Annotated in this window: 20 protein-coding genes; all 20 read right to left on the bottom strand. The window is 61.1% G+C overall.

Features of this window, described 5'->3' with window-relative positions:
* Window positions 1-77 precede the first annotated feature (77 nt).
* The 20 genes from EPK82_RS00950 to flgD all read right to left on the bottom strand — a co-directional run bounded on the left by EPK82_RS00950 (window position 78) and on the right by flgD (window position 21,293).
* Window positions 78-815: a cephalosporin hydroxylase family protein gene (locus EPK82_RS00950; protein WP_134675525.1), complete on the bottom strand. Its 738-nt coding sequence runs from the start codon at window positions 813-815 to the stop codon at window positions 78-80.
* Window positions 808-1,527 (bottom strand): WbqC family protein, encoded by a 720-nt coding sequence (locus EPK82_RS00945; protein ID WP_134675524.1) that lies wholly within the window; start codon window positions 1,525-1,527, stop codon window positions 808-810. The genes EPK82_RS00950 and EPK82_RS00945 overlap by 8 nt, the downstream gene beginning before the upstream one ends.
* Complete coding sequence (locus EPK82_RS00940) at window positions 1,524-2,036, bottom strand: GNAT family N-acetyltransferase (protein ID WP_167494314.1); 513 nt, start codon at window positions 2,034-2,036, stop codon at window positions 1,524-1,526. The genes EPK82_RS00945 and EPK82_RS00940 overlap by 4 nt, the downstream gene beginning before the upstream one ends.
* Before the next feature lie 7 nt (window positions 2,037-2,043).
* Window positions 2,044-3,207 carry a class I SAM-dependent methyltransferase gene (locus tag EPK82_RS00935; protein ID WP_134675522.1) on the bottom strand — a complete coding sequence of 388 codons (1,164 nt, stop codon included), beginning with the start codon at window positions 3,205-3,207 and terminating at the stop codon, window positions 2,044-2,046.
* Window positions 3,204-4,058 carry a phytanoyl-CoA dioxygenase family protein gene (locus tag EPK82_RS00930; RefSeq protein ID WP_134675521.1) on the bottom strand — a complete coding sequence of 285 codons (855 nt, stop codon included), beginning with the start codon at window positions 4,056-4,058 and terminating at the stop codon, window positions 3,204-3,206. The genes EPK82_RS00935 and EPK82_RS00930 overlap by 4 nt, the downstream gene beginning before the upstream one ends.
* Window positions 4,058-5,188, bottom strand: a complete 1,131-nt coding sequence (locus EPK82_RS00925; protein ID WP_134675520.1) for a DegT/DnrJ/EryC1/StrS family aminotransferase — start codon at window positions 5,186-5,188, stop codon at window positions 4,058-4,060. Before EPK82_RS00925 ends, EPK82_RS00930 begins: the two co-directional genes overlap by 1 nt.
* Window positions 5,185-6,408: a class I SAM-dependent methyltransferase gene (locus tag EPK82_RS00920; RefSeq protein WP_134675519.1), complete on the bottom strand. Its 1,224-nt coding sequence runs from the start codon at window positions 6,406-6,408 to the stop codon at window positions 5,185-5,187. Before EPK82_RS00920 ends, EPK82_RS00925 begins: the two co-directional genes overlap by 4 nt.
* Complete coding sequence (locus EPK82_RS00915) at window positions 6,405-6,965, bottom strand: dTDP-4-dehydrorhamnose 3,5-epimerase family protein (RefSeq protein ID WP_134675518.1); 561 nt, start codon at window positions 6,963-6,965, stop codon at window positions 6,405-6,407. The genes EPK82_RS00920 and EPK82_RS00915 overlap by 4 nt, the downstream gene beginning before the upstream one ends.
* Complete coding sequence (gene rfbG, locus EPK82_RS00910) at window positions 6,962-8,044, bottom strand: CDP-glucose 4,6-dehydratase (RefSeq protein ID WP_134675517.1); 1,083 nt, start codon at window positions 8,042-8,044, stop codon at window positions 6,962-6,964. The genes EPK82_RS00915 and rfbG overlap by 4 nt, the downstream gene beginning before the upstream one ends.
* On the bottom strand, window positions 8,026-8,799 hold the full coding sequence (gene rfbF, locus EPK82_RS00905) for a glucose-1-phosphate cytidylyltransferase (protein WP_134675516.1): 774 nt from the start codon (window positions 8,797-8,799) through the stop codon (window positions 8,026-8,028). Before rfbF ends, rfbG begins: the two co-directional genes overlap by 19 nt.
* A gap of 124 nt (window positions 8,800-8,923) precedes the next feature.
* On the bottom strand, window positions 8,924-10,255 hold the full coding sequence (locus tag EPK82_RS00900; protein WP_134675515.1) for a UDP-glucose dehydrogenase family protein: 1,332 nt from the start codon (window positions 10,253-10,255) through the stop codon (window positions 8,924-8,926).
* A gap of 40 nt (window positions 10,256-10,295) precedes the next feature.
* Window positions 10,296-11,984 carry a flagellar hook-associated protein 3 gene (locus EPK82_RS00895; RefSeq protein ID WP_037050368.1) on the bottom strand — a complete coding sequence of 563 codons (1,689 nt, stop codon included), beginning with the start codon at window positions 11,982-11,984 and terminating at the stop codon, window positions 10,296-10,298.
* 68 nt (window positions 11,985-12,052) lie between these two features.
* The gene (gene flgK / locus EPK82_RS00890) at window positions 12,053-14,098 is read right to left on the bottom strand and encodes a flagellar hook-associated protein FlgK (protein ID WP_134675514.1); all 2,046 of its coding nucleotides are present in this window, start codon (window positions 14,096-14,098) and stop codon (window positions 12,053-12,055) included.
* Between the two features lie 9 nt (window positions 14,099-14,107).
* The gene (flgJ, locus tag EPK82_RS00885; RefSeq protein WP_134675513.1) at window positions 14,108-15,304 is read right to left on the bottom strand and encodes a flagellar assembly peptidoglycan hydrolase FlgJ; all 1,197 of its coding nucleotides are present in this window, start codon (window positions 15,302-15,304) and stop codon (window positions 14,108-14,110) included.
* Between the two features lie 14 nt (window positions 15,305-15,318).
* The gene (locus EPK82_RS00880; protein WP_037050585.1) at window positions 15,319-16,386 is read right to left on the bottom strand and encodes a flagellar basal body P-ring protein FlgI; all 1,068 of its coding nucleotides are present in this window, start codon (window positions 16,384-16,386) and stop codon (window positions 15,319-15,321) included.
* A 286-nt stretch (window positions 16,387-16,672) separates the two neighbouring features.
* Window positions 16,673-17,395: a flagellar basal body L-ring protein FlgH gene (flgH, locus tag EPK82_RS00875; RefSeq protein ID WP_037050361.1), complete on the bottom strand. Its 723-nt coding sequence runs from the start codon at window positions 17,393-17,395 to the stop codon at window positions 16,673-16,675.
* 40 nt (window positions 17,396-17,435) lie between these two features.
* A complete protein-coding gene (flgG, locus tag EPK82_RS00870; protein WP_037050359.1) occupies window positions 17,436-18,221 on the bottom strand; it encodes a flagellar basal-body rod protein FlgG in 786 nt (261 codons plus the stop codon).
* A 46-nt stretch (window positions 18,222-18,267) separates the two neighbouring features.
* The gene (locus tag EPK82_RS00865; protein ID WP_134675512.1) at window positions 18,268-19,008 is read right to left on the bottom strand and encodes a flagellar basal body rod protein FlgF; all 741 of its coding nucleotides are present in this window, start codon (window positions 19,006-19,008) and stop codon (window positions 18,268-18,270) included.
* A 212-nt stretch (window positions 19,009-19,220) separates the two neighbouring features.
* Window positions 19,221-20,591 (bottom strand): flagellar hook protein FlgE, encoded by a 1,371-nt coding sequence (gene flgE / locus EPK82_RS00860; RefSeq protein ID WP_134675511.1) that lies wholly within the window; start codon window positions 20,589-20,591, stop codon window positions 19,221-19,223.
* A 36-nt stretch (window positions 20,592-20,627) separates the two neighbouring features.
* Window positions 20,628-21,293: a flagellar hook assembly protein FlgD gene (gene flgD, locus EPK82_RS00855; protein ID WP_037050352.1), complete on the bottom strand. Its 666-nt coding sequence runs from the start codon at window positions 21,291-21,293 to the stop codon at window positions 20,628-20,630.
* Window positions 21,294-21,312 lie beyond the last annotated feature (19 nt).

Here is a 21,312-nt window from a genome sequence, read left to right as displayed (position 1 = left end):
CCGCAATAGTGATGTACGCCGCAAGACACTGTCGGTCTGCTGGCGAAATGCTTGATGGCACTCTCTCGCCAAACGTATCAACCTACACAGCGCAGATAGCCCTCTGGCGCAACGGTGATGAGCAGCTTATTGACCAGACGTTGATCCACCTCGAATCGGTCATTTTCCTTAAGAAACTCTCTGACAGCTGTTTTCGGATTGTTGCCCAACCCCCACGGTCGATCTGACGATTGCAAGTCCTCAGGCATGTCCTCGATCAAAGTGTCGTACACCACGAGATAACTGCCCGACGTTACGAACGGGGAGTATGCACGCAGCTCCTCAAGTACGTGATCATGAGTATGGTTGGAATCGAGAATGACCAGCACACGCTCTTTGTCACGCGCATGACTTGCGACCTGGCGAACCGTTTCGGAATCAATGGACGATCCCTGGATCATCTTCAGACGCTTGCTCATGGGATGGCTCTCGATTTCCGCACGGTTGTGTTCGCGAATGTCGATATCGATCCCCAGGACATAGCCATCACCACCGACCAATTCCAGCAAGGAAGCGTAATAGAGCGCCGAACCACCATGGGCGATACCGGTTTCGATAATCAGATCCGGTTTGATCTGCCAGATCAGTTCCTGCATCGCCATCATGTCCTGCGGGAACTGGATGATCGGCCGTCCCATCCAGCGGAAGTTGTAGGCGTACTTGTGCCGGGTAATCTCACGTAGCCAGATACGCGAGAGCGCCTGCACATCATGATCGTTGTGCAACCCCTCGATATTGGCCTCTACCTCGGCCGCAAAACGCTCTAGCTCATTCATTTTCAAGGAACTCCCGCCAGGATACTGTACTGGGTTGAATCAGCCCGTTGCCCTCTCGGCCACAATTGGCGAGTAGATCGAGACTGGACACGAAGGGGGTGAAAGCACCATGCAACTGTGCATAGGGCGTCTTGCTGTAATTCATATAACGCACCTCGATCCCGGCGCGCTCGAAGGCTCGATGATCAAGGTAATTGCGGGCGCCAAGTCCTGTTATATAAGTATCGCCGCCAAGCGCCAGGACAATATCCAGCACGCGCTGGCTGCCAACCCCACCAATCCCCAGGTCCCCAACATGCATGAAGCGAGTCCGGCTTCCGATGGCGAAGTAATCGCACAGGGCTTTCAGTGAGCGGTCACTCAGGCTAGCGACGGTTTCGCATCGGCTGGCATAGACGTCTGCCAGCAACGCCAGCATATCGTCGCGATAGGGGGCGACGGCATACGCCTGACGCATGAGTTCCTGGTGCCGTGCACGCCAGTCAGTACGCGTATCCAGGCGCACGTCCTCGATGCGCTGCCCCAACTCCAGACCAGACAGCGGCGCCGTGAGCCATCTAACCCCCGCAGAGGTCTTGACCTGCACACGATTGGCAAAGCTGCCCTTGGAGAACTGCACGTCATTGTAATGAACGAACACATCGGCCAGGCACAGTTGCTCAAGGAAGCCCGGCCAGGGAAAGAACATGGCCTGGGAAATCACCACCTTCATGGTTCGAGGAGCCTCTCCATGACGAGTACGTCACGGTACTGGCCATTCTGGAATACGTGGGCTTGCAGACACCCAACCTCCCGGTAACCGACCCGTCGATAGAACTCGGCCGCACCCTGCTCCGCCAGAACCTGCAGGACGATCTTGCGCAAGGCGAACACTTGCTGCGCATAGTTTTCCAGCAGTTGCAGTGCTGCGCGTCCGACCCCCTTACCCTGTGCCTCCGGCGCCAAGCAGATGCCCAGCTCGGCAGTACCGTGCAGTACCCGGAGGTTCACCAATTGGATATAGCCCAGGCACTGGCCCGTCCCTTGCCTGCCGACCACGAAGAACAACACCTGTTCCTGGTCACTCTTGTCGACGAGCCAGCGCCGCACCCGCTCCAGCGAACCGGGTCGCGCCTGGGTCAGCAGTAAATCCTGCAATGCCAGATCGTTGCGCAGCGCGCAGAGCGTATTCAGATCGCTCTCTCGCCAAGCACGCAACTCGATACCTTGTCCTTCAAGCATTGGAACCTCAAAGAAAGAAGCAGCGCAGCGCGCGCGAATGAAATGCTGGAATCTCGGCGATGATCCGCTCCGCATGGGCAGGATTGAGCCCCACCAGCAGGGTATCGATCAGCGGTGAGAGGTCTGCCGGCGCCACTACGGGCTTACCGAATAGGGTTCGCCCCTGGAGGAAGGGGTTCTGATCGACGAAGCAACTGATCCTGTCTGCACCACCGAGGCAAGCAGTCAAGAACGAACCATAGAAACCAGCCCCATAAACGGCCAGAGGTCGATCCGGCGCCTGCTCGGCGACAAACGATGTAACGCGATCAACTGCCCCCTGCCAGAACGCGGCGATACTGCGTAACGCTTGGAGCTGGACCGCCACCCTCTCCGCCTCAGGCTCGACCTGAGGCAGCACAGAAAGAGGACGCCGGGCCAGCACGACGAATGCACCACGATGGCTGGAACGATCAATCACCTCCACCTCGAAACCGGACTGCTGCAGGAGATACGCAAGGGACAGCTCAGTGAAATGGTTGACGTGATCCACAACGATGAAATCGGCAATGTTGGACTCGACGTCCGGCACGACGCAGTAGAAGTGCCCACCCGGGCGCACCTGGCGGAAGATCGCCTGGAGAGCATCCAATGGCTTGACGATGTGCTCAAGGGCGAAGAAAGACGTCACCAAATCGAAGCTGTCGATCCATTGCCTCTGTGGCTCGAAGGTCGCACAGCGCTCCTCAGGTAAAAAGCGCTCCCAGAACCGACGATAGTTGTCACTCACGTCGAATAGATGGACCTGCAGGTCGCCACGCACCCTGAGCAACGCCTGCATGGTCGAACTCTTGGCGCAACCATAGTCCAGCACTCGCGCCCCTGCTGGCAGTGGCAGCTTGTCCAGCAGTACTCGTAACTGGTGTTCGGTACGATACAGCGGTTTGCCATCGCGCACCTCGTAGATCTGATCTTCCTCCTCGCTGTCGGAGAGGATGTTGTACTGCTCGGAATAGTATTGCTCGACCTGCTCCATCTCGTCGGTCTGCAGGTGAGAGCAGTCGACGCATGCCCACACGCGCGTAGAGGCGGGATAGGTCTCGCCAAGGGAGGTGAGCGCCAATCCAGACCTCATCTCGTAGAGCAGATCCAGATCAGTGCCCCCACATACCTGGCAACGGGTCAGAGTCATTCCCCCTCCTGCTTTGTGAAAAGCTCCGGATGGACGTCGCGAAAATCCACTCCAGCAGCATAAGAACCCTTCCAACCGTGGGCTCGCCCAGTGGGTTCACTGAAATTGAAGTAACGCAGCTGCATCGACCAGCGCGAACGTTGTGCCCGGTTGTAGCCAGAGGCATGCAGTACGAGAAAGTCCACCACGACCAGATCCCCTGGTGAAGTCAGCGGGGCGATCTGGGTGAAAGGTGCAATGCACTTCTGTTCTTGGTGCAGAACCAGTGCATAGGCAGCGCTACGCCCGTCCTCCTCTTTGCTGGTCACCGCAACCGGACCCAGGTGATGAGAGCCCAGGCAGAATCGTACCGGTCCCATTTCCTCACTCACGACGAGCAGCGGGCTCCAGTAGACCAAGCCGTCTAGGCTACGCAACTGAGCCGGGTATTCCTGGTGCCAGTGCGCTCGGAAACGGTCCTCCCCTGGATTGTCGATACGAATGCCGTATCCACCTGCAGCCACACCAGGGATCGCAGAAGGCCCGCGCAGCTCACAGAGCAGTTGGTCATGCCTCTGGTTGACGACTAGGCGGACGAAAGCTGGAATCTGTTTGACCGCATCGTAGACTTCACCACCGTACGACCGATTGGCCGCAATCAAATCCTGGTAACCACTGTCGAAGGTGGCGGCGGAGAACGGTGCACGCTCGACAGCCAGACGATACTTGTCCAGTACCAGACCGATGATGTCGTAGATCCCACGCTGAATCGGAAGAATGTCACGCTCAAGGTCGTAGAACCCGGGAATCACCAGTACGCCATCTCGCTCGAAGGTTTGACGCTGACTGTCGCTCAGCAAGAGCCGGGACATCATGCATTCTCCCCTTCGGCACGCACGGCAGCCACAACTGTGGCGATGACATACTGCTGATCCTCCACGCTCAAGTCGTGGTAACTGGGCAGGTTAAACGAGCGCGTGGCGAGGTCGTGTGCGACCGGCGTCTTCCGGTTGTCCAGACCGGCAAAGACCGGCGTATCGCTGAGCGGCTGGAAGAAGATTCGGGCATCAATACCTGCCTGACGCATTCGTTCGAGCACCGCTGGCATGGCCACTGGACTATTCGACGGCAGCACCAGCGTGGGCATCCAGTAACTGTTGCGGCATCCCTCGGGTTCCGGATTCATGTATACCCCCGGCAGCGCTGCTGTCAGCTGATGCTGATAGCGGGCAAAAATCTCCCGTTTACGCTGCACCAGCTCCTCAATGCGTTCCAGTTGAGCACAACCCAGGGCGGCCTGCAGGTTCGACATCTTGTACTTGTGCCCCAACTCAGAAGGCCAGAACTGGCGCATATCGCCCGCTGCACGTCCATGGTTGTTCAACTGCTCCACCCGTCGCGCCAGTTCAGCATCGTCGGTGGCGAGCATGCCACCTTCCCCTGTGGTCATGACCTTGGTGCCATGAAAGGAGAACACCGAAAAGGTCGAGAGACTGCCAGCCATGTGCCCTTTGTAGATCGAGCCCAATGCTTCGGCCGCATCTTCGATCAACGCCAACCCATGGGCATCGGCAATGGCCTGTAGCGCCTCCAGCGCGGCCAGATTGCCGTACAGGTGTACCGCGAGGATAGCCCGTGTTCGCGGAGTGATGGCCGCACGCACGGCATCGGGGTCCAGGCACCAGCAGTCCGCAAGTATATCGACGACGACAGGGGTCGCCCCAACGTAGAGAATCGGCGCTGCGGAAGCGATCCAGTTGATATCGGCAAGGATGACTTCGTCCCCTGGACCGATGCCTAGTGCACGCAGCCCAAGATGCAGCGCCCCCGTACAACTGGACGTGGCGACCGCATGATCTACCCCCAGATAACCGGCAAAATCCTTTTGCAAACGGTGGATATAGTCGTAACAGCATTCCCCCCAACCATTGCGTACCGCATCGGTAACGTAGTCGAGCTCAAGCTCACCGACGCTGGGCTTGGTGTAGTGGATTCGCTTCATAGAATGCGCAGCTCCGGAATCGCGACGACAAATCGCCCCCCCCAGTCGCGTATGCCAGCCTGCTGATGCATGACTTCGTCCAGCAGATTCCAGGGTAGAATCACCAGGTAGTCGGGCTGCTCATCATTTATCCGCTCAGGAGAGACAATGGGAATACGGCTGCCCGGAAGAAACTTACCCTGCTTGTGTGGGCTGATGTCGGCGACCCAGGACAGCAGATCCTCTCGCACGCCCGCGTAGTTAAGCAGCGTATTGCCCTTCGCAGCGGCACCATAGGCAGCCACACGCTTGCCCTCCTTTTGACATTGCAGAAGGAAGCGGAGCAGATCGTGCTTGATGCGTTGTGCCGCCGGGGCGAGGGTGGCGTAGTAATCGGCATGCGTCATTCCAGCGTCTCGCTCACACTGCATCAGAGCGCCCACGGCCTCGCTAGGTAGGCGATCAGCCGAGTCACGCTGCGCAAAAACGCGTAATGACCCCCCGTGCGTAGGCAGTTCTTCAACGTCGAAGATGGACAGTCCATTGCGCTGACACAACAGCTGTACAGACAACAGAGAGAGGTAAGAGTAATGCTCATGGTAAAGCGTATCGAACTGATGACTCTCTATCAGCTTGAGCAGATGCGGAAACTCGAACGTAACCACACCATTCGCCTTCAATAGCCGGGAAAAACCCTGCAGAAAATCGTTGATGTCCGGCACATGCGCAAGGACGTTGTTGGCCACCATCAGGTCAGCAGCCCAACCCTGAGCTCGCAGCTCATCGGCGACACCGACGCCGAAGAAACGCTCGCGTATCTCCAGACCTCGCGCTCGAGCCACGGCAGCGGTACTGGCAGTCGGCTCCACCCCCAGACAAGGGATATCTGCAGCGGCAACATACTGCAGAAGGTAGCCGTCGTTGGCGGCGATCTCGACCACGCAGCTATCTCTACTCAGACCGAAACGCGCGATCATCGTGTCGACATAACATCGTGCGTGCTCGAGCCAACTGCTCGAGTACGAACTGAAATACGCATAGGTAGGGTCGAACAACGTATCGGCAGAGCGATAGTCCTCAGTCTGCACCAACCAGCAAGCTTCACAGACCATCACCCGCAGAGGCACCCAGGACTCGGCCTGATCGAGTTGATCGACACCGAGATAAGCATTGGAAGGCGGTGCTGTCCCGAGATCGATCAAACAAAGGTGCAACGGCACACCGCAGCCACGACATTTCATACTTCGACTCCCTCGAAGTGCTCATCGAGCAACGGATGCCCGCCGTCGCGATCGGACAGATTGAGAATTGGCAACGGCCAGCGGATACCCAAACGAGCATCATGAACTGAAAGCCCGCCTTCGTGAGTAGGGGCGTAGTCAGCACTGTGCAGGTACAACAGCTCGGCATCATTGGTCAGGGTCTGGAAACCATGGGCGAATCCTGGAGGAATCAGCAGCGCAGTTGCCCTGCCCTCTTCCAGCAGCTCAGCATGCCAACTCAGGAACGTCGGAGAGCCTCGACGCACATCCACTACGACATCCCAGACACAACCACGCAAACAACTGATCAGCTTGCTTTCTGCATGAGGCGGAAACTGGAAGTGCAAGCCCCGCACGGTGCCACGCTCACGGGTCAGGGAATGATTGATCTGGCGAATCGAGAATGCCGCGCCGTTATCAGCCAGAAAACCCTCGCAGAACAGTCGAGTGAAGCGTCCTCGATCATCCTCGTGGCTTCGCTGATGCAACAACTGCAAGCCGGCTAGCGGCAAGTCGATCAACTGCAACGTGCTCACTGCGTCTCCCAGTGTTCGGCAATCTGTTGTAGGGAAAGGCTGCAAACCTCATCGCCCCGCTTCCAGGCCTGGTGCCAAGCGAGCGTTCGCTCCAGACACTGCTGAAGCCCCCACCGTGGACGCCATCCCAACAATTGCCGGGCCTTGCTGCTGTCCAGGCGTAGCATGCCGGCTTCATGCAATGACACGGGCTGCAGGCTGAAACCCGGAGCATCAGGCCAGAGACGGCTCATAGCGGCGACCAGTTCGGCCACACTGCAACAGTCGGCATCTGTTGGTCCAAAGTTCCAGGCGCCTTGGAAGAGCGTCCCTTGTTCGTACAATCCCTGTGCGAGCTGCAAATAGCCCGCAAGTGGCTCCAGCACATGCTGCCAAGGACGTACTGCATCGGGATAGCGTAATACCACAGGCCTGCCCGCGTCCCATGAGGCAAGAATATCGGGCACCAGTCTGTCTGCCGCAAAGTCGCCGCCGCCCAGTACATTTCCGGCACGGGCAGTGGCTACCGCCAATCCATGCTCGCCATGACGGGCTGGGGGAAAATAGGAAGCCGCGAAAGACTGTACCAGCAACTCGCAACAGGCTTTGCTGCTGCTGTAAGGATCATGCCCGCCCAGCGCTTCATTCTCACGATAGGGCCAGGCCCACTCCTGATTCGCATAGACCTTGTCGGTCGTGACGACCACGCAGGCCCTGACACCGCCCACCTGGCGCACCGCTTCGAGCAGGTTCAGCGTGCCCATAACGTTGCTGGAGTAGGTTCCCAAGGGGTCTTCGTAACCACGGCGCACCAGTGCCTGCGCAGCCAGATGCAGCACGATTTCAGGTTTCACCTCGTCTACTACAGCGTGCAGGGCGTGAATATCTCGCAGATCACCATGACGGCCGTCGATCAGCGCATCGACTCCAGCGACCTGGCTAAGGCAGGGCGTTGCGTCAGGAGGCAATGCATAGCCAGTCACCTGGGCGCCCCAGGCATTAAGTTTCATGGCAAGCCAGCTGCCTTTGAAGCCGGTATGCCCTGTCAGTAAAACGCGCTTGCCACGCCAGAACGCGTCGCTCAGCACCACACCCGCCATGGTGCCTCCCCGCCGTACCATAGATCGTTCAACTGATTCTTGTCGCGCAGCGTATCCATCGCCTGCCAGAAGCCGCGATGACGGAACGCCATGAGCTGATCCTGCTCAGCAAGTCGCGTCAGCGGCTCGCCCTCCCAACTGCTCTGGTCGCCGTCGATGTAGTCAATGACCGAGGGTTCTAGAACGAAGAATCCGCCATTGATCCAGGCACCGTCACCCGCGGGCTTTTCCTGAAAGGCACCCACCCGGTCACCCTCCATGTTCAGTGCCCCATAACGACCTGGAGGCTGGATAGCGGTGACCGTTGCCGGCTTTCCATGGCGCTTGTGGAAATCGATCAGGGCACGAATATCAATGTCTGCCACCCCGTCGCCATAGGTGAAGCAGAACGGCTCGTTGTCATCCAAATGCTCGCGCACTCTTCGCAGGCGGCCGCCAGTGAGGGTGTCCTCGCCAGTATTGACCAACGTTACACGCCATGGCTCAACGTAACGTTGATGCACTTCCATGGTGTTGTTGGACATGTCGAAGGTCACATCGGACATGTGCAGAAAGTAATTGGCGAAGTACTCCTTGATCACATAGCCCTTGTAACCTAGGCAAATGACAAAGTCCTGAATACCGTGATGGGAGTAGATTTTCATGATGTGCCAGAGAATCGGCTTACCACCGATCTCAATCATGGGCTTGGGCCTGAGGTGAGACTCCTCGCTGATGCGCGTCCCCAGCCCGCCGGCAAGAATCACCGCCTTCATTGCTATTCCCCTGCCGCGGATAGTCGACCAATCGTCAATTAGTCGACATTGTGTTGTCCGATATACAGGTATAGCAACAAGTGGACCACCTTGGTTAGGGTAGCTCCAGTTCAGACGGTGCCAGTCAGACCGGTTGGCGACCGATGGAAAAGTACTTCAACCCGTGACGTTTCATCACATGAGGGTCGTAAAGATTACGACCATCAAACACCACCGCATCGCCTAGCGTCTGGCGAATCAGGGCAAAGTCAGGCGCCTTGAAACTTTGCCAGTCGGTAACCACCACCAACGCGTCAGCCCCTACGAGCGCCTGCTCCTTGCTGCTGGCAAGCCGCAGATCGGCTCGCTCACCGTAGAGCCGGCGACATTCGGGCATGGCTTCAGGGTCGAATGCCTGCACCGTGGCACCGGCACTCCACAAATGCTCCATCAGTGTACGACTCGGCGCGCCGCGCATGTCCCCTGTATTGGATTTGAAAGCCAGCCCCCAGAGAGCAATGACACGACCACGCAGATCGCCTGAGTAAAAGGCCTGGACACTATGGCCCAGTTTTCTCTTCTGGGTCTCGTTGACCGACTCTACGGCTGCCAGAATCGCTGGCTCATAGTCTGCGCTCTGCGCCGAAGCCTTCAGTGCACTTACATCCTTCGGGAAACAGGCACCACCGTAGCCACATCCTGGATAGATGAAGTCATAGCCTATACGCGGATCAGCACCGATACCTCGACGAACAGCTTCGATGTCGGCCCCGAACAACTCAGATAGGTTGGCCATCTCGTTCATGAACGAAATCTTGGTAGCAAGAAAACAGTTGGCCGCATACTTGGTCAGTTCAGCGCTGCGCCGATCCATGACCATGATTTTCTCTCTGTTGCGGTTGAACGGCGCATACAACTCCTGCAACACCTCGATGCTTTTCGGATTGCTGGAACCGATGATGATGCGGTCAGGACGCTGGCAATCGCTGACGGCAGCACCCTGTTTGAGAAATTCCGGATTCGAAACCACATCGACCTGAATCTCCGATCGACCACGCGCGCGCAACACCTCGCACATCGTTTGGTGAATAGCGTCTGCGGTACCGACAGGTGCCGTGGATTTGTTGATGATAAGTTGATCACGCTCGGCCACTTGGGCAATTCCCTTTACGACCTCATAGACGAACGTCAGATCGGCACTCCCCTTGGCATCCGAAGGAGTCCCCACCGCGATGAAGTGGACATTCGCGTGATTCACTGCATCGACCAGGTCACCGGAAAAACGTAAGCGGCCTTCCATGCAATTGGTTGCAACCAGGCCCTGCAGCCCTGGCTCGGATATTGGCATGCCACCAGCTTCCAGAAGCGCTCGCTTGCCCTCGTCGGCCTCAACGCAAAGCACACTATGGCCTACATTCGCGAGCACGGCTGCCTGGACGAGCCCAACATAACCGGCACCGAAAACACAGATATTCATAAAGAATCCCAAAAAGGTTCAGGCGGCAGACACCACAGGCTCAGCGCAACTGATTGAACAGGTTCAGACCGGCGATCTTCACGTAGCTCTGCTGTGCCGCCTCGAGCACGATGGTCTGGAATGACAGACGCGACAGCGCCTCGGCGTAATCCAGCTCTCGCAGGTCGGCCTGCACGGACTTGTTCACCAGGGTGACATCCTCGTTGTCGATCTGCGTGGTCTCGATCAGGTTGCGCCGGGCACCAATCTCGGTGCGGACCTCATCGACGTTGCCCATGCCGTTGTCGAGGTTCTTCAGAGCAATGGCCACCTCGTCACGGATCGCCAGGTTGCCGGCCGGCGAGGTCGGCGAGGATTCCAGGGTCTGGCGCAGGCGCGCGATGGTGTCGAGGATGCTGCGCTGCTCCTGGAACTGCGGCTGCACGCCGAACTCATCGCCGCCCGCCGCGTTGGCCGGGGCGGAGATGCTGAAGTCGACCCCATAGACGTTGAAGGTCGACGGATAGGGGCCCGCTGCGGTACCCGTGCTCAGCACCGGGCTGCCAGGCCCGAGCGGCTGGGCGTAGACCTCGTAGTTGGTCGCATCGGTGAAGCGCACCACCACCCCGGCCGTGGGAAATTGCGCGTCGAAGGTCGCCTGGTTGACGATGGTGCCGCCCGAGACCACCGCACCCGAGGCGTTGGTCGAGGAACGGGTCACGGCGAACTCGGTCTCGGCCGACTGCAGGGTGAAGCTGTGGGTACCGATGCCCGGCGTACCCGCCGTTGCCGGCGGCTGAATGTCCGCCAGCAGGTTGTCCAGGTCCATGGAGTTGTCGCCGTCCTTCAGCACCACGTCGAGCTGAAAGCGCATGCCACGGAAGTTGATCGTGTTGCCACTGTTGGCCAGCGGGTCGATCTTGCCGCCGCCCGGAATCTCGGACGTGACATCGGCCCCGGAAGCGTCGTAGATGCGGAATTCGTTGCCGCTGACGAACGCCAGCGAATAGGGCTCGCCACTGCGGAAGGTGGAGTTGAAGGCGCGGTCGTCCTCGACCAGGCCCGGCGAGATGAACACGCGCTGCTCGTCGGCGGGAACCGCCGGAATGCTGGTGGCCGGCAGCGGCGGCGTCGGCAATGCCGGGTTGTTGACACCGTCGGTGTTGGCCACCCGGTTGGCATTGGTGACGCTCTCGAACAGACGCTTGCCGTTGTCGTTGATCGCCACGTTGGTCGAGCTGGCGACCTGCAGGCTGCGCTGACCCTCGTCACCAAAGTAGGAGTAGGTGCCGTCCGGGTTGCGGACGAACGGCTCGGTCTTGCCCAGGTTGCCGCTGAACAGGTATTCGCCACGGGCGTTGCGGCTGTTCATCAGGTTGAGCAACTCGGCCTCGCGCTCCTCCAGCTCCTTGGCGATCGACTGGCGATCCTCTGCCGACAGGCTTCCGCCGCCGGCACGCACGGCCAGTTCGCGCACCCGCTGCATGACGGTGTTGACCGAGTTGAGCGTGGTCTCTTCCTGCACCAGGCTGTTTTCCGCTGCCGTCAGGTTGTCGTTGTACTGCTTGAGCACGGCCTGCTGCTGCTCCAGCTGCAACAGGCGCACCGAGGCCACCGGATCGTCCGCCGGCGTGAGGATGCGGTTGCCGCTGCTGATCTGTTCCTGGGTCCGGATCACATTGGAATAGTTGCGCCCCAGACCGGAAACGCCGTTGTTGAACGCCTGGATGGATGAAATGCGCATGACCATGGGGCTTGCCTCTTGCAACGCCTGTCAGTTGAACAGGCTACACCCTCTCGATGCCGGGAGGGTGACTATCAGAATGTATTGATCAGGGTATCGAACAGGCTACGCGCAACTTGAATGATCTGCGCCGACGCCTGGTAGTACTGCTCGAACTGAATCAGCTTGGCGGCCTCCTCGTCGAGGTTCACCCCGGAGACCGAATCGCGGTTGTCGGTGGCCTGCTTGAGGATTGCACCGGTCGCCTCTCCGTCGACCCGTGCCTGGCTGGTCAGGGTACCGACACGCTCGACGAGATCACCGTAGGAGTCGGTGAAACTTGCACCGGTCGTGCCAGGCGCCGCCGGGTTGATGCCGATCACCGCCTTGTTCTGCAGGTCGGTCAGTTTCAGGGCGTTGCGGTTGTCGGACACGCCATTGGTGTTGAACGACACCGAGAAGTTGTCGCCGCCCTCGGGACGGCCACTGATGGTGACTTCGTAATCGAAGGTGCTGGGCACGTTCGGCGGGTTGGCCGGTACGGTGATGGTGACCGTGTTGTTCTGTCCCGGCACAATGCTGCCGGTGTCGATCACGTTGCCGTTGATGTCGACCACGTCGTAGCTCTGGGTCGCACCACCGCCCGCCCCCATCACGATGCGCAGGGGCGGCGCATTGCGCAGACTGGTCTCCAGGTCGGCCTGTGCGACCGGATCGTAGATGTCGATCTCGGTGAGCAGGCTCGGTTGGGTGATCTTGCCGGTGCCGATATTGGCCGGGCTGGTCTCGGCCTTGAGCGGCGAGGCGAACGCCAGCTCTTCGGCGTTCTTCATGTCGGCACGCATGTGGCTGCCGGCATTGCGGGTCGGCATGATGGAGAAGCGATCCCCCGCGGCGAAGGTGCCTGCCGCCACGCCGAGCGAGAAGCCATCGACCTCCGGGGCCGGGACGGTAGTGATATCGAACGTCGCCGGCGTCGGCGGGAACAGGGTGCCATCGGAGACACGCCGCACCACGTACTCGGTTGCGCTGGTGAACTGCACCTCGTAGTCACTAGTGGTCAACTGCGTGGTGTCGGTGATCGTGACGTTGAGATTGGCCGTCGGGTCGCTGTTGCCGACGCGGGCCAGGCTGCGCTGGGCCAGCAGCAGCGGATCGTTGAGCGGCCTGAACAGCTCGTTGCCAAACTCGCCGTTGAGGTCCAGGCCCTGGCCCAGCTGGCGGTTGATCTGGTCGGTGACCGACAGCGCCAGGCGGCCGACCGAGTTCAGCGAGGTGTCCAGCACGTCCTGGCGATAGCGCAGCAGGCCGCCCATCTCGCCACCGGTGATCAGCGAGGTGACGTTCTGCCGCGAGTTGCCGCTGACGAACTGGATTTCACTGCGCAACGGGTCGCTCTGCCCCGGCGTCACCTCCAGGCGTGCGGCATTGCTGCCCACCACCAGCGGCTGGCCGGAGCCGATGAACAGGTTGTAGGTGTTGTCGTCCTGCGGCACCACCGTCACGCCGACGAACTCGGAGAGCTTGCGCACCGCTTCTTCACGGGCGTCGAGCAGGTCGTTCGGGGCCTGCCCGTTGGACGCCGCCACGGCGATGGCATCGTTGTAACCGGCGATCGAGGTCGCCAGCTGATTGACCTGATCGGTCACGGCGGACAGCTGCTTGTTGATGAAGGCGTTCTGCTCGTTCAGCCGGTCGTAGATCGTGTTGAAGCGCTTGGCCAGGCCCTCGGCTTCGGACAGCACCAGCTGCCGCGCCGGAATGTTGGCGGGGTCCTCGGCGGCCGTCTGCAACGCGGCGAACAGCTTCTGCAGGCCCGGCGTGACACCGGTGGTGCTGCCTGCGAGCAACGAGTCGAGCTGGTTGATCTGACTCAGGTAGGCCTGGGTGTCGCTGTTCAACGCCGTGCTGCTGCGCACCTGCGTATTGAGGAACTCGTTGTAGATGCGCCGCACATCGACCAGCGTGGTGCCCGAGCCGATGTACCCCGCCCCGCTGAACTGTGGCGTGCGGGTGGCCTGCACGGTTTCCTGGCGGGAGAAACCGGGCGTGTTGACGTTGACGATGTTGTGCCCCGTCACCGACAGCGACGTCTTGTTCGCTGCCAGCCCGGACAGGCCTATGTTGAGTAGGTCAGCCATGAGTCAACCTCAGGTCCTTGTGGTGGCGCTGTCGGCAGCGGCGATTGCCTGATAGGTCTGCATCTTGCGCGCGATCTGGGAGATCTTGCGGGCGTACTGCGGATCCGTGGCATAACCGGCCTGCTGCAGTTCCTTGACGAAGCGCTCCGGGTTGTCGGTGGTGCTCAGGGCCTTCTCGTAGCGCCCGTTGTTCTGCAGGAAGCTGACGTAGTCGTCGAAGCTCTGCGCATAGGAGTCGTAGGCACGGAAGTTGGCGGTTTCACGCACGGCCTTGCCGCCCTGATACTCGGTGGTCAGCACGCGTGCCGACTCGCCATCCCAGCTATTGTGGGTCTTGATGCCGAACAGGTTGTGGCTGCTCTGACCATCGCCGGTACGAATGATGGATTTGCCCCAGCCGGTTTCCAGCGCGGCCTGCGCCACCAGGTAGCGCGGGTCCACGCCGATCTTCTCGGCGGCGGCCTCGGCCATCGGCAGCATGGTGGCGACGAACTCCTGCGGCGAACTGAATGCCGCCTTGCCCGGCGCCAGCGGGGGCTGGGCGATACGGCGGCCGGTCAGGGCGTCGCTGTTGCCCAGGCTCAGGGCCTTGTCCCGTGGCGCGGCGCTGCTCTGCGCCGGAATCCAGTCGTTGCCGGACAGGGTCTTGCCCTCCCCCTCCCCGGCCGACGGCACGATGCCTGCCAGCAGGCGGTCCGCCAATTTGCCGGGCACGGCCAGACGACGGCGATTGAGCAGCGCCACGTCATCACGGAAGCCTTCGGCGCTGGCCACCTTGTCTGCCGCTTTGTCGGTCGTCGCGGCGGACGTCGCAGCCACCGGCTGTTCGACCTGGGCGAACGGATTGGGCCGGCTCGACGGCTGCTTGATCTTCGACATCTGCCGTACCAGCACGTCGGCCAGGCCGATGCCACGCCCTTCCTTGGAGAGCGTCACCGCCAGCTGCTGGTCGTACATGTCCTGGTAGGTCTTGCTCTCGTTGCTGTTCATGAAGTTGCCCTCGCCGAACGCGGCGTTGGCCGAACGCATGGCCTTGAGCATTTCGTTCATGAACAGCGATTCGAATTCCTGCGCGACCTTGCGGATGTTCTGCTCGCTGTCGCCACCGACCTTGAACTGGTTCAGGCGGTTCAGGTCGGTGAAGGCACCGCTGTCGATCGGGCTTTTGCCGTTGCCGAGCAGGCCGGCCGAGAGTCGAGAATCCATATCGGCAGTCCTCCTCAGATCACGATCAGGTCGGCCTGCAGAGCGCCGGCTTGCTTGAGCGCCTCCAGGATGGCCATCAGATCGGAGGGCGCAGCGCCCACCTGGTTAACCGCACGCACGATCTCGTCGAGGCTGGTACCCGGACCGAACTTGAACATCGGCTTGGCCTCCTCCTCGGCGCCCACGCGCGAGCGTGGCACCACCGCCGTCTGGCCGCCCGAGAGCGCGTCCGGCTGGCTGACGATCGGGTCTTCGGTGATGGTCACCGTCAGGCTGCCGTGGGTGACGGCCGCCGGCTGAACCTTGACGTTCTGGCCGATGACGATGGTGCCGGTACGCGAATTGATGATGACCTTGGCGATGGCCTGCCCGGCCTCCACCTCGAGATTCTCCAGAATCGACAGGTAGTCGACGCGCTGGTTGGGGTCGAGCGGCGCGCTGACCCGGATCGAGCCGCCGTCGATGGCCTGTGCCACGCCCGGGCCCAGCAGGTTGTTGACCTGGTCGACGATGTTCTTCGCCGTGGTGAAGTCGGGGCGATTGAGGTTCAGGGTCAGGTAGTTGCCCTGATCGAAACCGCTCGGCACCGGGCGTTCCACGGTGGCACCGCCAGGGATGCGGCCGGCGGACGGCACGTTGACGGTGATGCGCGAGCCATCGGCGCCGCTGGCATCGAAACCGCCGACCACCAGGTTGCCCTGAGCGATGGCATAGACGTTGCCGTCGATGCCCTTGAGCGGGGTCATCAGCAGGCTGCCGCCGCGCAGGCTCTTGGCGTTGCCGATCGACGAGATGGTGATGTCGATGACCTGGCCCGGCTTGGCGAACGGCGGCAGGTCGGCATGCACCGACACGGCGGCGACGTTCTTCAGCTGCACGTTGCCGCCGGCCGGCACCTTGATGCCGAACTGCGCCAGCATGTTGTTGAAGGTCTGCACGGTGAACGGGGTCTGGGTGGTCTGGTCACCACTGCCATTGAGCCCCACCACCAGGCCGTAGCCGATCAGCTGGTTGCTGCGCACACCCTGGATCGAGGCCAGGTCCTTCAGGCGTTCGGCCTGGGTCGGCAGGCTCAGCAGCATGCAGCCGAGCAGAGTGGCCAGGAGCAGCCAGTCGTTGGCACCGCGATGACGGTAGCCGCGATGGGCCACGGCGAACTGACGGCGGCAGGCTCCGGCTGCGACGCCCTCATGCCGGCTGGAGGCCCTGCTGGGCTGTACGCGCCCGCCCGGCTTGCGCGCTGCGTCGACCGCGAAGGCCTTGCGCGCAGAACCGCTCGCGGTGAGTCGCGCATACCAGTGGGCCAGACGGCTCAGCGCCAGGAACGAAGGATGAGGCAACCAGGTTTTCATTTGCGCGCCCTCAGGGTCAGAACGGCCACAGCGGGCTCATGAAGAAGCGGCTCAACCAGCCAGGCTGACTGGCGTCGGCGAAGGCCCCGGTACCGGAATAGGTGATGCGCGCATCCGCCACCCGCGTCGAGGCGACGGTGTTGTCGGTGGCGATGTCGTCGGCGCGAACCAGACCGGAGATGCGCACCAGTTCATCACCGGTATTGAGGGTCATCCACTTCTCGCCGCGTACGGCGAGGATGCCGTTGGGCAGCACTTCGGCGACGGTCACGGTGATCGAACCGGACAGGCTGTTGCTCTGCCCTGCCTGGCCGGAGCCGGTGTTGGCGCGCTGCGAATCCCAGCTCGAATCCAGGCTCAGCTTGTCGTTGGTCATGCCCAGGGCGCTGAGGCCGCTCAGCGGATTCTTCGGTGCTACCGCCATGCCGAACAGATTGGGCACGCCCAGGGTGCCGCTGCTGTCCTTCTGCAGCGAGCTGTTGGCATTCTTGCTGGCCTGCGTCCGCTCGTTGAGGGTGATGGTGATGATGTCGCCGACGCGGAACGCCTTGCGGTCGTCATACAGGCCGTTCTCGAATCCTGCCTGGTAGATCGAACCGTTGTTCTGTGCCGCCGGCAACGGCGTGCGCGGCAGTACCGGCGCGTAATAGGGATCATCCGGCTTGGCTGTCGGCGCCACGCAGCCGCTGCCGAGCAGCAGGCCAGCCAACAGGGGGAAACAGAGTATTTGCCGGTTCATAACCACTACCTCGCGGCGTTCACAACAGAATCAGGATTGATCAGAGGTTCTGCGTCACGAAGGACAGCATCTGATCGGCGGTGGAAATCACCTTGGAGTTCATTTCGTAGGCGCGCTGGGTGGTGATCATGTTCACCAGCTCTTCCACCACGCTGACGTTGGAGTTTTCCAGGGTGTTCTGCAGGGTGGTGCCCAGACCGTTGAGGCCAGGGTTGCCGACCTGCGGCGCGCCGCTGGAACCGGTTTCCAGGAACAGGTTGTTGCCGATGGCTTCGAGACCTGCCGGGTTGACGAAGTCAGCCAGCTGGATGTTGCCGATGATCTGCGGCTGCGGGTTGCCGGCGGTGGTGACCGACACGGTGCCGTCCTCGCCGACGGTGAAGGTGCGCACTTCGTTGGGCAGGACGATGGCCGGCTCCAGGGCAAAGCCCTGGGAGGTGACGATCTGGCCATCGGAGTTCAGGTGAAAGCTGCCATCGCGGGTGTAGGAGACAGTGCCATCGGGCTGCAGGATCTGGAAGAAACCACGGCCATTCACGGCCAGGTCCAGCGGCTGCTCGGTGGTCTGCAGGCTACCGGCGGTGAAGATCTTCTGCGTACCGACCACCCGCACACCGGTGCCGAGCTGCAGGCCGGACGGCAGTTCGCTGTCCTGGCTGGACTGGCCACCCGGCTGACGACGAATCTGGTACAGCAGATCTTCGAACTCGGCCCGATCGCGTTTGAAGCCAGTGGTCGCGACGTTGGCCAGGTTGTTGGAAATGGTGGTCAGGTTCATGTCCTGGGCGGACAGACCGGTCTTGCTGACCCAAAGTGCCGGAAGCATATCGTTTCTCCTCGGACGCCGGTTTTACGGCGCCGCGTACTGGTAATTAGCTAATCTGCAAAACCCGCGCCATGGCCGAGGCATTGTCTTCGGCGGTACGCATCATCTTCACCGACAGCTCGAACTGACGGGACAGGGACAGGATCGCCGTCATCTCTTCGACGGCATTGACGTTGCTCGCCTCGAGGAAGCCGGAGGTGAGCTGCACCGTGGCATCGACCTCTGCTTCAGGCTGGCCCTTGACCCGGATCAGACCGTCGGTGCCCTTCTCCAGGCTCTTCGGATCGGGATTGACCAGCTTGATGCGGTCGACCTCGGCCAGCACGTTGGGGTTTTCGCCAAGGGCACGAATGCTGATGGTGCCGTCCTGGCCGATCTCCACCTTCTGCTCCGGCGGCACGGCAATCGGCCCGGCATTGCCCATCACCGGCAAGCCGTTGCCGGTGCGCAGCACACCGAGGGCATCGATATTCAGACTGGCGGTACGGACGTAGGCCTCGCTGCCATCCGGGGCCTGCACGGCGACCCAACCCTTGCCACCGATGGCGACATCGAGGTCGCGCCCGGTCTCTTGCAGCGAACCCGGGCGGAAATCGGTCGCCGGGCGCTCGCTCATCGCGAACACGCGCGCCGGGTAGGTGTCGCCGAACAGCGGCATCGAACGCGCCTGCTCGAAATCACGACGGAAACCCGAGGTGGACACGTTGGCCAGGTTGTTGGCGTGGGCGCGCAGACCCAGGGTGTTGTTCTGCGCTCCGGTCATGGAGACGTACAGCATCTTGTCCATGGTAATTCTCCGAGTGGGCGACGTGCCCTTGGCTCTTTGCATGCTTTACAGCAAGCGCCGTGCCAAACGGATAAATCAAGTACAAGACACTGATTTAAAAGGACTTATCTAGAAGGAGAAAGCGCCGAAAGACATGCGGCGGCGAGGTTTTGCCGGTTGCGGAACGGCAAAGCGGCAAGCCTGGCTTGCCGCTTCATCTCAGGTCAGCGCCATCAACGCAGGTTGATGATGGTCTGGGTGATGGCGCTCTCGGTCTCGATGGTCTTGGCGTTCGCCTGATAGTTGCGCTGCGCCACGATGAGGTTCACCAACTGGTCCGACAGCTCGACGTTGGAATCCTCCAGCGCCCCCGCCTCCAGAGCCCCGAGCGTACTGCTGCGCGGAGTACCGATCACCGGCTCACCCGACTCGAAGGACTGCACCCAGGCCGTCTTGCCCACCGGCGTCAGCCCCTGGACGTTGGCGAAGTTGGCCAGCAGCACCTGCCCCTGCACCTTCGACTGACCGTTGGTGTAGCGGGCGAAGATCACGCCGGTGTCGTCGACTTCGAGCCCGGCAAGCTGACCCGTGGTATAGCCATCCTGGCTGACGGCATTGACCCCGAACGACGCGGCGTACTGGGTCGAACCACGCATGTCGAAGGTGAATGCCTCGCTGTCGGCCCCGTTGGCGACCATCGTGCCCGGGTTGGCCGGGTCCTCTTCCGCCGGCGTCCAGTCGGTATCGGCCAGGGCGAAGATGCCGTTCGGTGTGCCTGCCGGAATCGCCGGCGCGTCCAGGGCCGGATTCGCCGGCGTACTGGCCAGCGGCGTCAGCGCCGGGGTCGCCAGCTGCCCGGCGGCATCGTAGTTCACCGCATAGCTGAAGGGCTGGGTGCTGCTCGGGTCGCGCGGGTTCACGCCGTCGATCAGCACATGCATGACCCAGCCGTTGTTGGCCGGCGCCTCGTTCTTGACGAAGTACTGGCTCATGACGTGGGCGTTGCCCTGGGCGTCGTAGATGTTGGTGGAGGTCGACCAGTTGAAGGACTGCGAATCGCTCGGGTCGAAGGTCGGTGCCGCCATGGTCCCGGCATTGACCGGACGCACGGCGTTGGAGTTCAGGTTGACCGTCTGGGTGACCGAGGTGGTCGCCTTCGGCTCCTGCTGCCCGGCGTTGACGCGCAGGTCGGTGCGCACCGGCAGGATATTGCCGTTCTCGTCGGCGCCGTAACCCTGCAGGCGATAACCGAAGTTGTTGACGATGTAGCCGTCACGGTCCGTACCGAAGTAACCCGCGCGGGTATAGCTGATGTCGCCGTTGTTGCTGGTGACGAAGAAGCCGTTGCCGCTGATGGCCATGTCCAGCGCGTTCTGCGTGTAGTTGATGTTGCCCTGGTTGAACAGCTGCGCCACGTCGGCCAGCAGCACACCACTGCCCTGCGGGTTCTTGCCGGTACCGAGCACCGACGAGGCGTAGAGATCGGCGAACTCGGCGCGAGACTGCTTGAAACCCGCGGTGCCGGCGTTGGCGATGTTGTTGCCCGTGACATTGAGGTCGCTGGTTGCCGCCCGCAGACCGCTGAGACCGATATTGAAAGACATGGAAGACTCCTTTGCCGGAACTGCCGGCGGCAATAATTACTGGCCGATGACCTGCACTTGCGAAAGCGGAACACTGCCGAGACCGGCGAGGTTGAGCATCAGCTCGCCGCCACCCAGCGTCACGCTGTCGACGTTGGCCGGCAACATGGTGTACAGCCCCTTGGTTTCCGAGCCATACGTGGCCTGCGCCTCGAACTTGTAGGTCCCTGGCGGCATCAGGTTGCCGTTGGAATCCTTGCCGTCCCAGATGAAGCTGACGTTGCCGGCAGCCTGCTCGCCGAGGTTGACGCGTGACACCAGCGAACCGGCGTTGTCGTAGACGTTGACGTAGACGTTGCTGCTGCTGACCGGCAGAACGGCGGTCGCCTTGAAGCTCTCACTGGTATCGACGACGGCTTTCTCGCTGGGGATGATCACCTTGCGTCCGACCAGCGAGGAGGCCTGCAGCGCCTGCGACGACTGGTAGCCGGAGAGCAGCGACTCCATGCTGGTGTTGAGCTTCTCGATACCCTCCACCTGACTGAACTGTGCCAGCTGGGCGATGAATTCGCCGTTGCCCTGCGGCTCCAGCGGGTTCTGGTTGTTCAACTGGGCCACCAGCAGGTTGAGGAACTCGTTCTTGCCGAGCTCCTTGTTCTGCGTGGTGTCCTGCTTGATCTGATACTGGTCGAGTACCGAACTCGTGCCGCTTACTGTGCTCATCCCTAGTCCCCTTCAAATA

The organism is Ectopseudomonas khazarica (assembly GCF_004521985.1).
Classification (GTDB): domain Bacteria; phylum Pseudomonadota; class Gammaproteobacteria; order Pseudomonadales; family Pseudomonadaceae; genus Aquipseudomonas; species Aquipseudomonas khazarica.
This window is presented reverse-complemented; position numbering and strand designations above follow the sequence as displayed.